We start from the raw sequence: 12,886 nt of genomic DNA on the forward strand, positions 1-12,886 counted from the left end.
GATTACCAGTTCCTGAACTGTTTGGGCGGCTTGTACAGGCCGTGCGAAGCGCGCACCAGGTCCTTCATGTTCCTGGCCGCCAGCAGGTCGCGCGTGGCCAGCCGCTTGTCGATGCCGAGGTCTTCGGGGCGCTTGACGATACCGCGGTCGCGCAGGTTTTCCACCATGCGGGCGTCGCGCGCCAGGCCCACCGGGGTATAGCCGGCCACCCCGCGGATCGCCTGCTCGCGTTCTTCCTCGGTGCGGCACAGCAGCAGGTTGGCGATGCCTTCTTCCGTCAGGATGTGGGTGACGTCGTCGCCGTAGATCATCACCGGCGGGATCGCCATCTTCGCCTGCTCGGCCAGCTGCCAGGCGTCCAGCGTCTCGACGAAGGCCGGCTGCATGTGCTCGCGGAAGGTCTCGACCATCTGCACCACCAGCTTGCGGCCGCGCGGCATCGCATTGGTGCCGCGGCGCGCTTCTTCGCCGGCTTTCAGCCATGCCGGGCTGGCGTGGCGGCGGCCGCGCGCATCCGCGCCCATGTTGGGGGCGCCGCCGAAGCCGGAGATGCGGCCCAGGGTGGCGGTGGACGAGTTGCCCTGCAAATCGATCTGCAGGGTCGAACCGATGAACATGTCGCAGGCGTAGTGCCCGGCCACCTGGCTGAAGGCGCGGTTGCTGCGCATGCTGCCGTCCGGGCCCGTGAAGAACACGTCGGGACGGGCGCGCACGTAGTCTTCCATGCCGAGTTCGGAGCCGAAGGAGTGGACCGTTTCGACGAAGCCGGCTTCGATGGCGGGAATCAGCGCCGGGTGCGGGTTCAGCGCCCAGTTGCGGCCGATCTTGCCCTTCAGGCCGAGCGAAGCCGCATAGGTCGGCAGCAGCAGTTCGATGGCGGCGGTGTCGAAGCCGATGCCGTGGTTCAGGCGCTCGACCTGGTACTCGCCGTAGATGCCTTTGATGGCCATCATCGCCATCAGCACCTGGATTTCGGAGATGAGCGCAGGATCGCGTGTGAACAGCGGCTCGATGTAGTGCGGGGTCGGCGCCGCCACCGCGAAGTCGACCCAGTCGGCCGGGATGTCGATGCGCGGCAGGACGTCGACGATCTCGTTGACCTGCGCGATCACGATCCCGCTCTTGAAGGCGGTGGCTTCGACGATGGCCGGGGTGTCTTCGGTGTTCGGGCCGGTGTACAGGTTGCCGTGGCGGTCCGCGGCCTGCGCCGCCACCAGGGCTACCTGCGGCGTCAGGTCGATGAAGTAGCGCCCGAACAGTTCCAGGTAAGTGTGGATGGCGCCGATATTCAGCTTGCCGGCGGAGACCAGTTTCGCCAGGCGCCCGGCCTGCGGACCGGAGAAAGAGAAGTCCAGCTTGGCCGCGATGCCCTTGTCGAACACGTCCAGGTGCTCGGGCAGGGCCAGCACCGACTGCAGCATGTGCAGATCGTTGACCCGGCCGGCGTCCAGCGAAGCCAGGGTCCTGGCCAGGAAGTCGGCCTGCTTCTGGTTGTTCCCTTCGAGGCAGACGCGGTCGCCGCATTCGATCACCTGGTGCATCAGCTCCTGCACAAGGTTGGTATCGACGATCTTGCCCTGCAGGCCGGCCCCGAGCCGCTCGCGGGCCCGCGCCAGGCGCTGCTCGCGGTTGGCCCGTTGCCGGTCCCAGCTTCGTTCGTTCGCAGCCATCTAGCGCACTCCCATGATCATGTCGGGCAGGGCGGTCGAAATCTGCGGGAACACGCACAGCAGGATCACGGCCACGAACATCAGCACCACGAAGGGCATCACGCCCCAGATCACGTCGGACAGCGGAATGTCCGGGGCGATGTTCTTGATGACGAAGATGTTCAGCCCCACCGGCGGGTGGATCAGGCCCATCTCCATCACGATGGTCATCACCACGCCAAACCAGATCAGGTCGAAGCCGGCTTCGCGCAGCGGCGGCAGGATGATGGGCGCGGTCATCAGGATGATCGACACCGGCGGCAGGAAGAAGCCGAACACGATCACCATCAGCAGGATCACGGACAGCAGCACCCATTTAGAAAGGTGCAGTCCCACCACCCACTGCGCCGCCGACTGGCTGATGTGCAGGTAGCTCATCACGTAGGAGTAGAGCAGGGACATGCCGATGATCATGAGGAGCATGGTCGACTCCTTGATGGTCGAACTCAGGATCGGCCCGAGTTCCTTCGGCCGCCAGATGCCGTAGACGACGGCCATCAGCACGATGGCCAGCAGCGCGCCCAGGCCCGCGGTTTCGGACGGGGTGGCGTAGCCGCCGTACAGCGCGATCATCACGCCGGTCAGCAGCACCAGGAAGGGCAGCACGCGCGGCAGCATCTCGACCTTTTCCGCCAGCGTGTACTTGTGGGCGTCCAGGTAGGCCGATTTCTCGCCGCCGCGCTGGTAGAGCTCATGCGCCAGGCGGTATTCCTTGCGCGCCCGGTAGACGGCGTAGCCGGCGAACAGCAGCACCAGCATCAGGCCGGGGCCGATACCGGCCAGGAACAGGCGGCCCAGCGACTGCTCGGCGGCCACCGCGTACAGGATCATCGTGATCGACGGCGGCAGCAGGATGCCGAGCGTGCCGCCGGCGGCGATGATGCCGGCCGCGAAGCCGGGCGAATAGCCGCGCTTGCGCATCTCCGGAATGCCGGCCGAGCCGATCGCCGAGCAGGTGGCCGGCGAGGAGCCGGCCATGGCGGCGAACAGCGCGCAGGCGAACACGTTGGCGATGCCCAGGCCACCCGGCACCTTGTTCAGCCAGGCGTGGATGGCCGAGTACAGGTCGCGCCCGGCCGGCGACTTGCCGATCGCCGCGCCCTTCATGATGAAGAGCGGGATCGACAGCAGCGTGATCGAGGCCATCTCCTCGTACACGTTCTGGGTGATCGTGTCGAGCGCGGAGGCCGGCATGAAGAAATACATGAAGGCGGTGGCGACCATGCCCAGTGCGAAAGCGATCGGCATGCCCGAGAACATGACGACGAGCGTGGCGGCGGCGTAGCCGACGCCGAGGGAAAGAGCGCTCATGATTTATTCCTTTTCGGTCAGGCGGCCGATCAGCTGCACCAGGATCTGCACCGTCAGCAGCGTCATCCCGAAAGCCATCAGTGAATACGGGATCCACAGCGGCGGCGCCAAGGTCGACGAAGTGGTCTGGCCTTCGACCAGGGCTTCGTGGAACATCGCCCACGATTTCCAGGAGAAGAAGCCGCAGAACAGGAAGGACAGCAGGTCCACCAGCATCAGACGGAAGCGGTTCACCCGCGGCGACAGCAGCCCGGCCAGGGCCTCGATGCCGATATGGCCGCGGAAGGATTGCACGTAGGCCGCACAGAAGAAGGTGGCGCCGACCAGCATGAAGACCGCGGCCTCGTCCTGCCAGTCGGTGGCGACCTTGAAGAAGTAGCGCATCACCACCGAATAGCTGAGCACCAGGGCGGTGAGGATCATGGCAATCATGGAGATCGCCAGCAGCACGCTGTTGATCCTTTGCAGGATCAAGGCCAGCGTGGCGGCCCCGCGGTGCGAGGGCAGCGCAGGCGCCTGCGGCGCCTGGGCTTCGAAGCCGTGCGCGCTCATCACTTCACCTGTTCGGCGAGCTGTAGCAGCCTGGCGGTGTTGGCGTTCTTGGCGGCGAAGTCCTTCCACGCGGTGCGGCGGGCGATGTCCTGCCATTTCTTGACCGTGGCGTCGCTCAGGTCGACTGCCTTGGCGCCGGCTTTCGTGAACACCTTGGCGACTTCTTCATCGTCTTCCTTGGCTTCCTTCAGCGCGAAGGCTTCCATCTCGGCGCCGACCTGCAGGATGACGGCCTGCTGCTCCTTGCTCAGGCGGTCGAAGGCGGCCTTCGACATCATCAGCGGCTCCAGCATGAACCAGTAGGACTTGCCGCGGCCGGTGCTCAGCGCCTTCGATACTTCCTCGAGGCGGAACGAGATCAGCGAGGTCGAGGAGGTGAGGGCAGCGTCCATCGCGCCGGTCTGCATGCCGGCATAGATCTCGTTGGACGGCAGGGTCACGACGGCGGCGCCGGCTTCCTTGAGGATCAGGTCCATCTCGCGCGAACCGCCGCGGATCTTCATACCCTTCGCGTCCTCGGGCTCGACGATCGGCTTGCCGCGCGAAGCCATGCCGCCGGCCTGCCAGATCCAGCTGACCATCACCACGCCCTTGTCGGCGAGGATTTTCGTGAGTTCCTTGCCGACCGCGGCGTTCTTCCAGGCGGCGCTTTGTTCATACGAGGTCACCAGGCCGGGCATCAGGCCGATGTTGGTTTCCGGGACTTCGCCGCCGGCGTAGGACAGCGGCACCAGCGACATGTCGAGCGCGCCCTTGCGCATCGCCGAGAACTGGGCGTTGGTCTTCATCAGCGAGGAGCCGGGATAGATCTCGAACTTCACGGCGCCCTTGGTGCGTTTCTCGACCTCGGCGGCAAACATGCGCACCAGGCGGTCGCGGAAATCGCCCTTGTCGATGGTCCCGCCGGGGAACTGGTGCGAAATCTTGATGGTGGTGGTCTGGGCCCAGGCCGGGGCCGCGCCGAAGCCCATGACTATGCTCAGTGCCAGTACGCCCAGGGCGGTGCGTCGATTGATTGCCATGTCTTATCTCCTCAGTTCTCTTTAGTGTGTACTTCAAGGGAACGCATGCTGATGCATGCAAGTTTTTTGTTTATGTATACAAGATGACCCAGAAAAAATACAATGTCAATCAGGTTAATATGATTTTTTTAAGCGGGAAGCAGCGCCATGAAAAAGCTCTCTGATCGGCTACGCGAACAGATCGAGGAAAAAATTGCTACTGGGAAGTTGTTGCCAGGGCAGCATCTCGACGAGACGGAACTGGCCAATGAATTCGGGGCATCGCGTACTCCGATCCGCGAAGCTTTGATCCAGCTGGCCTCGGCCGGGCTGGTGCAGATCCGGCCGCGCCGCGGGGCGGTGGTGTCGACGGTGTCGCCGCACGAGATCGTGGAGATGTTCGAGGTGATGGCCGAGCTGGAAGCCATGTGCGCACGCCTGGCGGCGCGGCGCATGTCGGCCGCCGAACACGCCAAGCTGCTGGAGGCGCACCAGGCCTGCAGCAGCGCCTACGAGGCGCGCGACCCGGACGAGTACTACGACCGCAACGAGGTGTTCCACCAGATGATCTTTGCGGGCAGCCACAACCACTTCCTGGCGGAGCAGGCGCGCGCCCTGTCGCGCCGGCTCCGTCCCTACCGCCGCCTGCAGCTCAGGGTGCGCGACCGCATGAAGCACTCGTTCAGCGAGCACGATGCGGTGGTCAAGGCCATCATCGACGGCGACGGCCAGAAGGCCGCCGACTTCCTGCGCAGCCATGTGGCCGTGCAGGGCCAGCGGTTTACCGACCTGGTGGCCTCGCTCGAGGCGATGAGCGCCGTCGCCGCGTAGAGCGCCTTAAAATCCGTACTTCAGGCCGATGCTGTAGACATCGGCCTTCGGCCCGCTGACCTTGCGCTTGCCATAGCGCTCGTACTCGACCACCGCGTCCAGGTTCCCGGTCAGCTTGTACTGCGCGCCCAGTCCGGCATACAGGCCGGTATCCCGGTCGGTATGGTTCCATCCCATGACCGGCGCCGAGATCTTGCGCTGGCTGTACGACAGGCCGAACTTGCCGAAGGCCGAAAACCTGTCGCTGACCGGGACACTGTATTTGCCGGCGAGGTAGGCGCGAGCGCTTTTCATCTTCCCCTGGCCGACGTCGTAGCTGCCGTCCGGCCTGTAGTCGACGGCGACGAACTCGGACGTGCGGAAGCCCGCCAGGCCGGCTTCGACGCCCCAGTTCCGGTCGAATTCATAGCCACCGAAGATCTTGGCATTGGCCCTGCGGCCGCCGGCGATGGTATCGCTCACGACGCCCAGGCCGAGGCCGACGTAGGCGTGCGGCTTGGACTCGGCCGTGGCGGGGGCTGGCGCGGCATCGATGGCCTGGGCCTGGGCCGCGCCGATGGCGCACAAACCTGCGAGTAGAGAGCTGCGCAGTTTTTTCATGATCAGAACCCGAATTTCAGGCCGCCGTTGAGAACGAGGTTCTTCGCGCCATTGCGGGGCGATTCGCCGTTACGTTCGAGCTCGGCGTACAGCGACACCTTCTGGGTCAGCTTGAACTGCGCGCCGGCCGCGGCGTACAGGCCGTTGTTGCTCTCCTTGAAGTTCCAGGAACCCAGCGGGCTCGAATATTTCTGCTCGCTGTGCGCCAGGCCCAGCTTGCCGTACACCGAGGAGCGCTCGCTGAGCGGCATGGTGTACTTGGCGGCCGCGTAGAAGCTCGAGCTCTTCAGGCGGGTGTAGGCCAGGTCGTGATCGCCCTGCTGCACGTAGAATCCGGTGCTGCCCAGCCAGGAGTAGCCCGCCTCGACGCCCCAGTTCTGGTCGACGTCATAGCCGCCGAAGATCTTGGTGGTGCGCTTGCGGTCGTTGGTGATGGAGTCCTTGACCATGCCCGTGCCGATGCCGACGTAGGCATTCGGCGCCGTGTCGGCGAAGCTGGTGGTCTGGGCCTGTGCCGCGCCTGCCGCAAGGACCCCCGCGAGCACTGCGAAAATCGTTTTCTTCATCGTTTTTCCTTTGTTTTGGTTTTCACTGTGCCGCGATGCACCGGCATCGCGACGGAGAAAACGATAGCAGCTTGTTTCTTTTGGAAAACTGTCGGATTGGTAAGGAACTGTTACGGGTGTGCATATAAATGACGGAAAAGTCAGATATGTATGTTGCCGGGATGTTGAAAGTGATCGACGTTGATCGTCGATGGATGGGAATTGGCGACAGATGAGCGAACCGTCTGTGTTGCGCTTGCTTACAAATTCAAAGAGCAATAACCGCCATGTCATCAAACCGTTAAATTTCCGTCATCTTCCTGACATATGGCTCCACTAATCTGCCCAGCGATCGCCGCGCGAAGGCGCGGTCCTACCGACCTGATCCTGGAGTGTTGACGCATGAATCCGAATACCGACCTGTCCCGCCGCCGCCTGCTTCGCCTGCTGGGCGCCACCCCGATGCTGCCGATCGGCGCCGGCACCGTGGGCGCCATGCTCGCCGGCTGCGGCGGTGGCGACGACAGCCCGGTCACGACCGCGCCGACGCCGCCGGTGACGACCACGCCGCCCGTGACCCTGTCCAGCGTCTCGTTCGGCTCCATGAATGCGCCGACCCTGGCCGACGCCGCAGCCATGGCCACCACCTCGGTCGGCTCGACCATGAGCGTCAGCTTCAGCGACAGCAGCAAGCTCGATTTCAAGCTGTCCTATCAACCCTTCTTCATCACCGGCGACCTGGTCCCGAACGGCAGCGGCGGCACCATCCTGGCCGGCGGCTACTATGACATCAACAACAAGGCGATTATCGACACCACCGTGGCCGGCAAGGCGCGCCAGTTCTTCTCCGACTCGCCGGACGGCACTTCGCTGCTGACCGTGCCGAACGCGAACGTGACGGGGGTGAAGGGCAATACCGTGTTCGCCGTGGTGCAGTTCGAGTACACCACCTGGGCGCAGGACGGCAAGACCGACATGTACGGCAAGCTGCCGTCGCCGATCGCCGTGCTGACCCTGGACCAGGACCCGGGCACCGGGAAACTCAAGCTCGTGAAGTACCACAACGTCGATACCTCCAGCGTCAACGGCCTGTGGATCACCTGCGGCGCCAGCCTGTCGCCCTGGGGCACCCACCTGTCGAGCGAAGAATACGAGCCGAACGCCTTCACCGCCGCCGGCGAAGCGCAGTTCAAGGGCTTCAGCAAGAACCTGTACGGCGACGAGACCAGGGCGAACCCGTACAACTACGGCCACCTGCCGGAAGTGACCGTCAATGCCGACGGCACTGCCAGCATCAAGAAGCATTACTGCATGGGCCGCATCTCGCACGAACTGGTGCAGGTGCTGGGCGACAACCGCACCGTGATCATGGGCGACGACGCCACCAACAGCGGCTACTTCGTGTTCGTGGCCGACAAGGAGAAGGACCTGTCGTCGGGCACCCTGTACGTGGCCAAGGTCGGCGCCGGCTTCTCGCTGGACCCGGCCGCCGCCGCCGCGCCGCTCACCTGGATCAAGCTGGGTTCCGCCACCAGCGACGAGATCCGCTCGCTGGCCGCTTCGATCAAGGCCACCGACATCATGGACGTCAAGACCGCCGACCCGCAAGACGCCACCTACACCAGGGTCGCCGCCAACGGCCGCACCGAATGGCTGAAGCTCAAGCCGGGCATGGAAAAGGCCGCCGCCTTCCTGGAAACCCACCGCTACGCCGCGCTGGTCGGCGCCTCGATGGGCTTCACCAAGATGGAAGGCACGACCGTCAACCTGAAGGACAAGGTCGCCTACTCGGCGCTGCAGAACTGCCAGAGCTCGATGGTGGCCGGTAACGCCCTGAACGTGCCGGGCAACGGCATCTCGATCCCGAAGGCGCTCAACGCCGGCGCGGTGATGATGCTGAGCCTGAAGGGCGGCCAGAAGGACACCGCGGGCAATGCCATCAACAGCGAGTGGATGCCGGCCGACACCAGGGCCCTGCTGGTGGGCGAGGACATCGACGCCGACGCGCTGGGCAATACCGCCAATCCGAACAGGATCGGCAACCCGGACAACCTGAAGTTCTCGGAAAAGATGCGGACCCTGTTCATCGGCGAGGACAGCAGCCAGCACGTCAACAACTTCCTGTGGGCCTACAACATCGACACCAGGCAGCTCTCGCGCCTGCTTTCGGTGCCGGCCGGCGGCGAATCGACCGGCCTGCACGCGGTGGACGACATCAACGGCTGGACCTACATCATGAGCAACTTCCAGCACCCGGGCGACTGGGGCGGCATCCATGCGAACGTGAAGGGCACGCTGGATCCGCTGATCAAGGCGAACTACAAGGACAAGTTCGGGGCGGCCGTGGGTTACCTGACCGGTGAACTCACGCAGTTCAAGCTGGCCAAGGCGTAAGCACCTCGTCATTCCCGCGCAGGCGGGAATCCCAGTTCTGCAAGCGCTGTCGAAACGCGTCCAACTTGGATTCCCGCCTTCGCGGGAATGACGTATCCCTCGATGCACGGCCGGGCGTGATAATGCGCGTATTTTTTCGCGCGCCGGCCTGCTAAGCTCCGCCTCATGACGAACAAGATGACGATCATGCGCAGCCCCGCTTTCGCGGTGCTGGCGCTCGCCGCGGCGGCCGCCCAGGCCTGCCGGGTGGCGCCGCCCGCGCAGCTGAGCGGCGCCGGCGAGCAGGTGGCCGCGGCGACGGATGTCGCGGTGGCCCAGGTGATCGGCGCCACGCCGCTGGATGCGTACGAGGTCGAGTACCGCTTCCTGGTGCTGGACCAGCTGGCGGGCGTGGACCGCAAGGTGTTCAGCGTGACCGGCCGTGCGGCCCCGCCCCAGGACCAGGACGGCAGCTTCGACCGGCACCGGGACTTCGCGTTCTGGGCCCACGGCGGCGGACGCGTGGTGAACGGTGTCGATTGCGTCATCCACCCGAGTTTCGTGGTCGGCAACAGCTATCTCGTGTTCCTCGGCGCGCGGCCGACCAGGCGCAGTTTCGAGCAGCTCGATACGGTAGACGGCATCGTGAATCCCGACGACGAATGGCTGGCCTATGTGAAAGCGCGGCTGGCGGGCCAGGCGGCGCAGCACGACGGCGCGCCGGATTACGAGCGCCTCGGACGTTTCATCTACGGCCTGCAGCGCATCATCGTGAGCGGCGAGATCGACAGGAAAACGCTGGCCGCGCAGCACGCGCCGGACCAGCTGCTGTACCGTGCCGGCCGCCTGGAAGACGAATTCGATCGCATCTACCGGAACCACCAGAACGTTCCCGACCCGGAAATGGCCGCGGCGCTGCGCGAGGCGATCGCGCTCAAGGCGGCGCTGCAAGCCTGGCGCAGCAGCGCCGGCCAGTAATCACTCAAGGAGAAGCCATGTTCGACCGTCTCAAACGCAGTTTCCGCCTCGTCGGCGCCAGCGCCGAAGTGCTCAGGCAGAACAAGCGCCTGATGCTGTTCCCGGTCATCTCGGGCCTGGCCCTGCTGGTGGTGCTGGCCGCCTTCGCGCTGCCGCTGTTCGGCCTGGCCTCGATCGACGGTTTCAAGCAGGGCGGCGCCTATTCGGCGGCCTTCCTGTTCTACATCGTCCAGTACTTCGTGATCTTCTACTACAACACGGCCCTGGTCGGCGCGGTCATGATCCGGCTCGACGGCGGCAGCCCGACCCTGGGGGACGGCCTGCGCATTGCCAACGGCCGCATCGGCACGATCTTCGGCTACGCCGTCATCTCCGCCACCGTCGGCGTGATCCTGCGCGCCATCCAGGAGCGGGTCGGCTTCATCGGCCGCTTGATCGCCGGCCTGCTCGGCGCCGGCTGGACCGTCGCCACCTTCCTGGTGGTGCCGGTGATCGCGAGCGGCGAGCGCGGCGCGATGGATTCGATTTCCGAGAGCACGGCCCTGCTCAAGCGCACCTGGGGCGAGAACGTGGCCGGGCAGGTGGGATTGAGCACCGCCTTCGGCCTGCTGTATTTCTTCCTGATCGCGGGCGCCGTCGTGCTGACGCTGTTCATGGCCAGGCTGGGCGCGGCGCCGGCGCTCTACTTCCTGTTCGCCACCTTTGCCGTGCTGGCCGGCCTCGCCTGCATGCTGGTGCACGCCACGCTGAGCGGCATCTATTCGGCCGTGCTGTACCGCTATGCCGTCGGCGGTAGCGATGCGCCCGGCTTCGACCACGGCGCCCTGGCCTCGGCCTTCCAGCAAAAATCCTGAAACGGGGGCGGGTTGGTGCGATACTATGCGGCCCGAAGTCGAATCCCGCACCGCAATGCCGACCCTGTCCCAACTCCTCCTGTACCCGATCAAATCCTGCGCCGGCATGGCCGTGCAGGACGCCACCCTGCTCGAATCCGGCCTGGCCGCGCACGGCGTGCACGACCGCGAATGGATGCTGGTGACGGAATCCGGCCAGTTCCTGACCCAGCGCGAATATCCGCGCATGGCGCTGATCCGGCCCCGCCCGGATGGCGGCAACCTGCGCGTGAGCGGCCCGACCATGGGCGACCTGCTGCTGCCGCTGGCCTGGCATGAGGAAGCGCCCACCCGCCACGTCCAGATCTGGGACGACAGCGTCAGCGCGGCCGACTGCGGCGACGTGGCCGCCGGCTGGTTCACCGAGGCGCTCGACACCCGCGAGCGGGTCCGCCTGGTGCGCTTCCGGCACGACGTGGTGCGCCCGACCAGCGTCAAGTGGACCGGCGGGATGCCATCGCAGACCCGCTTCGCCGACGGCTATCCGCTGCTGCTGATCGGCCAGTCCTCGCTCGACGACCTGAACCTGCGCCTGCGCGCGGCCGGGCGTGAAACCCTGGCCATGGACCGCTTCCGCCCGAACCTGGTGGTGGCCGGCCTCGAAGCCTTCGAAGAGGACTACACGGCCTTCCTCAGCACCGGCGCGGCCGAGATCCGCCCGGTCAAACCCTGCGCGCGCTGCCCGATTCCCGCGATCGACCAGGCCACCGGCGTCCCGGGCCCCGATCCGCTCGACATCCTGCAGACCTACCGCGCCAACCCCAGGCTCGACGGCGCGGTCTGCCTGGGCATGAATTGCATCGTCTCGGCGGGCGCCGGCGCCAGGCTGCGCGTGGGCCAGGAAGTGGCGGCCGAACTCGCATTCTGACAACGCCTGGGCAAGGTTTCCATTTGCATTAGGGCCGAGTTGGCGTAATGTTAGGGCAAATTGCTGAAAGGAACGTCCATGCACGAGCAGCAGGGCGCCAGTGTGCGCGAACTGATGGCCGAGAACGCCGCGCTGCGCAGGCAGCTCGCCAGCCTGATCGACCAGGCCGAGAGCAACCACGCGATCATGATGCGCCACCAGGCCTTCGATCTCGACATCGTGGGCGCGGCCAGCTTCCAGGAGCTGGTCGCCACCATCTTCCGCCAGCTGCCCATCGTCTCCAGCCTGGACATCGTGACCCTGTCGCTGGTCGACGCCGGCGCCGACATCTACACCGTGATGCACAAGCTGGATGTGGACTTCGAGGCCCTGCCCAACCTGCTGTTCCATGAACACGCCGAGGAGCTGGGCTTCGACCTCGAGCCGGGCCGCCCGCCGCGTCCGCGTTTGCTGCCTTACCACCCGGTCAGCCACGGCATGGCCTTCCCGCAGCCGCCGGCCGGCCTGGCCAGCGTCGCCCTGGTGCCCCTGATCCGCAACCGCCGCGTGATCGGCAGCCTGAACCTGGGCAGCCGCGACCCGGGCCGCTTCACGCCGCTGCTGGGCACCGACTTTGTCGAGCACATGGGCTCGATCATCGCGATCTGCCTCGAGAACGTGATCAGCAACGAGATGCTGAAGTACATCGGCCTGACCGATGCGCTCACCGGCGTCTACAACCGCCGCTACATGGACCGCCGCCTGGCCGAGGAGATCGCGCGCGCGCGCCGCCAGTCCTACCGCATCGCCTGCATGTACATCGACGTCGATCATTTCAAGCAGGTCAACGACAGCCACGGCCACCAGGCCGGCGACGACGTGCTGCGCGAAGTCGCCGCGCGCATCAAGGCCGAGCTGCGCATGTCGGATGCGCTGGGCCGCTTCGGCGGCGAGGAATTCGTGGTGCTGCTGATCGACGCCGACCTGGACAGCGCCGGCATCGTGGCGCAGCGCATCCGCGCCAGCGTGGCCGACCAGCCCTTCCTGCTGCCGGAAGGGAAGGGCTTGCCGGTGACGGTGTCGATCGGGGTGGCGGCGCTGGATGATTTCGAGCGCAGCCACACGGTTGAAGAAGTGGCCCAGGAGCTGGTGGCGCAGGCCGATGGGGCCTTGTACGAAGCCAAGCAGAACGGCCGGAACCAGGTAGTCGCCGCATAATGCGTGGGCACCCCGTGCCCACGCGCCA

Annotated in this window: 12 protein-coding genes; 6 read left to right on the forward strand and 6 right to left on the reverse strand. The window is 65.6% G+C overall.

Annotation, left to right across the window (positions count from 1 at the left end):
* Positions 1 to 2: 2 nt before the first annotated feature.
* From mdcA to dctP, 4 genes are read right to left on the reverse strand one after another with little or no spacing between them, the layout of a single operon-like run.
* A complete protein-coding gene (gene mdcA / locus ACFPO9_RS14960) occupies positions 3 to 1,670 on the reverse strand; it encodes a malonate decarboxylase subunit alpha (RefSeq protein ID WP_379771914.1) in 1,668 nt (555 codons plus the stop codon).
* A complete protein-coding gene (locus ACFPO9_RS14965; protein WP_379771915.1) occupies positions 1,671 to 3,020 on the reverse strand; it encodes a TRAP transporter large permease in 1,350 nt (449 codons plus the stop codon).
* A 3-nt stretch (positions 3,021 to 3,023) separates the two neighbouring features.
* A complete protein-coding gene (locus ACFPO9_RS14970; RefSeq protein WP_379771916.1) occupies positions 3,024 to 3,572 on the reverse strand; it encodes a TRAP transporter small permease in 549 nt (182 codons plus the stop codon).
* Positions 3,572 to 4,594: a TRAP transporter substrate-binding protein DctP gene (dctP, locus tag ACFPO9_RS14975; protein ID WP_379771917.1), complete on the reverse strand. Its 1,023-nt coding sequence runs from the start codon at positions 4,592 to 4,594 to the stop codon at positions 3,572 to 3,574. Before dctP ends, ACFPO9_RS14970 begins: the two co-directional genes overlap by 1 nt.
* A 147-nt stretch (positions 4,595 to 4,741) precedes the next feature.
* Between dctP and ACFPO9_RS14980 the strand changes: the two genes are divergently transcribed.
* Entirely contained in the window at positions 4,742 to 5,404 is a 663-nt protein-coding gene (locus ACFPO9_RS14980) for a GntR family transcriptional regulator (protein ID WP_379771918.1), read from the forward strand.
* A gap of 6 nt (positions 5,405 to 5,410) precedes the next feature.
* Here the strand turns inward: ACFPO9_RS14980 and ACFPO9_RS14985 are convergent, their stop codons facing one another.
* Together ACFPO9_RS14985 and ACFPO9_RS14990 are read right to left on the reverse strand one after the other, a co-directional pair.
* Entirely contained in the window at positions 5,411 to 6,004 is a 594-nt protein-coding gene (locus ACFPO9_RS14985) for a porin family protein (protein ID WP_379771919.1), read from the reverse strand.
* 2 nt (positions 6,005 to 6,006) lie between these two features.
* On the reverse strand, positions 6,007 to 6,570 hold the full coding sequence (locus ACFPO9_RS14990) for a porin family protein (protein WP_379771920.1): 564 nt from the start codon (positions 6,568 to 6,570) through the stop codon (positions 6,007 to 6,009).
* 381 nt (positions 6,571 to 6,951) lie between these two features.
* Here ACFPO9_RS14990 and ACFPO9_RS14995 point away from each other — a divergent pair, with 381 nt between their 5' ends.
* From ACFPO9_RS14995 to ACFPO9_RS15015, 5 genes are all read left to right on the forward strand, one after another.
* Positions 6,952 to 8,943 (forward strand): PhoX family protein, encoded by a 1,992-nt coding sequence (locus ACFPO9_RS14995; protein ID WP_379771921.1) that lies wholly within the window; start codon positions 6,952 to 6,954, stop codon positions 8,941 to 8,943.
* Positions 8,944 to 9,108: 165 nt separating this feature from the next.
* Positions 9,109 to 9,900: a hypothetical protein gene (locus ACFPO9_RS15000; protein WP_379771922.1), complete on the forward strand. Its 792-nt coding sequence runs from the start codon at positions 9,109 to 9,111 to the stop codon at positions 9,898 to 9,900.
* 17 nt (positions 9,901 to 9,917) lie between these two features.
* Positions 9,918 to 10,754, forward strand: coding sequence for a DUF6159 family protein (locus tag ACFPO9_RS15005; protein WP_379771923.1), 837 nt, complete (start codon positions 9,918 to 9,920; stop codon positions 10,752 to 10,754).
* Positions 10,755 to 10,779: 25 nt separating this feature from the next.
* Positions 10,780 to 11,661, forward strand: a complete 882-nt coding sequence (locus ACFPO9_RS15010) for an MOSC domain-containing protein (RefSeq protein ID WP_379771924.1) — start codon at positions 10,780 to 10,782, stop codon at positions 11,659 to 11,661.
* Between the two features lie 78 nt (positions 11,662 to 11,739).
* The gene (locus ACFPO9_RS15015) at positions 11,740 to 12,858 is read left to right on the forward strand and encodes a GGDEF domain-containing protein (RefSeq protein WP_379771925.1); all 1,119 of its coding nucleotides are present in this window, start codon (positions 11,740 to 11,742) and stop codon (positions 12,856 to 12,858) included.
* Positions 12,859 to 12,886: the final 28 nt, after the last annotated feature.

It is taken from the genome of Massilia aerilata (genome assembly GCF_042656905.1).
GTDB lineage: Bacteria > Pseudomonadota > Gammaproteobacteria > Burkholderiales > Burkholderiaceae_D > Telluria > Telluria aerilata.